2 protein-coding genes are annotated in these 2,917 nt (G+C 76.3%); both read right to left on the bottom strand.

Annotated elements, in window-relative coordinates:
• The coding region (locus C1I97_RS34545) for a condensation domain-containing protein (RefSeq protein WP_146608397.1) at positions 1-1,847 on the bottom strand (1,847 nt) is incomplete at its 3' end.
• A 13-nt stretch (positions 1,848-1,860) separates the two neighbouring features.
• Positions 1,861-2,917, bottom strand: a 1,057-nt coding sequence (locus tag C1I97_RS34540) for a non-ribosomal peptide synthetase (protein WP_146608396.1), incomplete at its 5' end; no start/stop codon positions are given.

The following is a 2,917-nucleotide window of genomic DNA, read 5'->3' as shown; positions in this document are numbered from 1 at the left end:
GTGTCGGGGATCTCCCGCAGCGCGGCCTCGTCCAGGACGAGCGCCGGCCGCGCGTCGTCCAGCAGGAACCGCACCCGGTCCTCCGGCAGCGCGGGATCCAGAGGCAGGTAGCCGGCGCCGGCCTTCCAGACGGCGAGGATCGCCACGATCATGTCGGCGGTGCGCGGCAGCCTGAGGGCGACCAGCCGCTCGGGACCCGCGCCGCGCGCAACCAGGTGGCGGGCCAGACGGTCGGCGCGCGCGTCGAGCGCCGCGTAGTCCAGGGTCACGTCCCCGGCGACCAGGGCGGTGGCGTGCGGGGTGCGGGCGGCCTGCCGCGCGAACAGCTCGGGCAGGGTCTCCTCGGGCACGGGCCGCGCGGTCGCGTTCCAGTCCCGCGTCACCTGCCGCGTCTGCCGGGGCGAGAGCAGGGGCAGGGTGCCGAGCGGCCGGTCCGGTTCGGCGGCGGCGCCGTCCAGCGTGCGCAGCAGCTGGTCCGCCATGCGCTCGGCGGTGGCCGCGTCGAACAGGTCGGTGCGGTACTCCAGCAGACCGGTCAGCCCGTCCCCGTCCGGGACGAACTCCACGCTCAGGTCGAACGTGGCGGCCCGCCGGGGCACGGCGACCGGGGCGGTGGCCAGGCCGTGCGGGTCGGGTGCTGCGGGCGGCGCGGGGTGCAGCAGGACCATCACGTCGAACAGGGGGTTGCGGCCCGCCTCCCGGGTCGCGCCGACGGCCTCCACCAGCCGCTCGAACGGCGTGTCGCCGTGCGCGAAGGCGTCGTTGACGGTGTCCGCGGCGGCGGCGAGCAGATCGCGGAAGGAACCACCGGTCTCGACGCGGGTGCGCAGCGCGACGGTGTTGACGAAGAACCCGACGGCCCGTTCCAGGTCGGTGCGGCCGCGTCCGGGGGTCAGCGAGCCGACGGTGATGTCGTCCTGCCCGGACCAGCGGGCCAGCAGGGCCTGGCAGGCGGCGACCAGGGCGGTGAACAGCGTGGTGTGCCGCTCGGCCGCGAGGTGCCTCAGCCGGGCCGTGGTGGCCGCGGGGACGGTGAAGGTGTGCACCGCGCCCGCGCCGGACTCCTCGCCGCGGCGCGGCCGGTCCAGCGGCAGCTCGGGCGCCACCGCCCCGGACAACCGCTCCTTCCAGTGCGCCAGTTGACGCTCCAGCCGGGTTCCGGACAGCTGCTCGCGCTGCCAGACGGCGAAGTCCGGGTACTGCGTGGCCACCGGCTCCAGCGCGGGCTCCGCGCCCTGTGCGAGGGCGTCGTAGGCGGCGCACAGCTCCTGAAGCAGCACGCCCATCGACCAGCCGTCGGTGACGATGTGATGGACCGTCAGCAGCAGGACGTGCGCGTCGTGCGACTCCCGCAGCAGCAGGGCGCGCAGCAGCGGCCCGGTCCGCAGGTCGAAGGGGCGCTCGTACTCGGCCAGCAGCACCGCGTCCAGGTCCGCCGGCTGCTCGCCGGGAGCCGTCAGGTCCCGGACGGGCAGCGGGAGCGGCCCGGCGGGGTGCACGGTCTGCGCGGGTCTGCCGTCGGTCTCCCGGAACGTGGTGCGCAGCGCCTCGTGCCGTCCCACCACGTGCTCCAGCGCGCCGGACAGGGCGGTGCGGTCGAGGGGTCCGGTCAGGCGCAGCGCGACCGCGCTGTTGTAGCGCGGGTCGCCGGGGCGCAGCCGGTCCAGGAACCACAGGCGCTGCTGGGCGAAGGACAGCGGCAGCGGCCGGGTGCGGTCCGCCCGCGGGACGGCCTGCCGGGCGGTGGCGCCGGGGGTGCCGGCGGCCCGTCCGGCGAGCCGGCGGCGGAGCACTTCCTGGAGGTCCTGCGGCAGGGCCTCGGCGCGGTTTCGCTTCGAAGACGTCATGATCGTCCGGTCCTCACCGTTCTTCGTGGTCGCTGTCGCCGCGTGCGGCGTCTTCGAGTTCGCTCAGCACCTGTTCCTCCACCAGGTCCGCCAGGGCGGCGACGGTGCGGTGGACCAGGACGTCGCGGGGCGTGAGGGTCACGCCGAAGGTGTCGTTGGCGCGGGAGGCGATGAGCAGGGCGCGCAGGGAGTCGCCGCCCAGGGCGAAGAAGTCGTCCTCGGCGCCCACGGTGGTCTCGAGGGCCTCCTCCCACAGGGCGGCGACGGCCTCCTCGGTGGGGGTGCGGGGCGGCACGTGCCCGGCGGTCCGCTCCTGCACCTGAGGGCCGGGTGCGGGCAGCGCGGCCCGGTCGGTCTTGCCGTTCTCCGTGAGCGGGAACCGGTCCAGCGTCACGAACGCCGAGGGCACCATGGGGCCGGGCAGGGTGCGGGCGGCGAAGGCCCGCAGCTCCGCGCCGGTGGGCGGCTCGGCGCCGGGCGCGGCGAGCAGGTGGGCCACCAGGCGCGGCAGTCCCGGTTCGTCCTCCCGCACGCTCACCACGGCGTCCAGCACCGCCGGGTGGCGTACCAGGGTCGCCTCCACCTCGCCGGCCTCGATGCGGTGGCCGCGCAGCTTGAGCTGGTGGTCGGTGCGTCCGAGGTAGTGCAGTTCGCCGCGGGCGTCGCGCCGGACCAGGTCGCCGGTGCGGTACATGCGGCTGCCGGGCGGTCCGAACGGGTCGGCGGTGAAGCGGGCCGCCGTCAGGCCGGGGCGGCCCAGGTAGCCGCGGGCCAGGGCCGGTCCGGCGAGCCACAGTTCGCCGGGCGTGCCGTCGGGGACGGGGCGCAGACGGGCGTCGAGGACGTAGGCGCCGGTGGCGGGCAGCGGGCGGCCGATGGGCGGCGCGGTGCCGTCCGGTTCCAGCGGGTCGGACCAGGTGGCGACGACGGTCGCCTCGGTGGGCCCGTAGGAGTTGACCATGCGGTGGTGCGGTGCCCACCGGGCGACCAGTTCGGCCCGGCAGGCGTCCGCGCCGACGATCAGGGTGTGCAGCTCGGGCAGGGTGTGCGTGATGCGCGCGGTGCGCAGG

This window comes from Streptomyces sp. NTH33 (assembly GCF_003236365.1).
Classification (GTDB): Bacteria; Actinomycetota; Actinomycetes; order Streptomycetales; family Streptomycetaceae; genus Streptomyces.
This window is presented reverse-complemented; position numbering and strand designations above follow the sequence as displayed.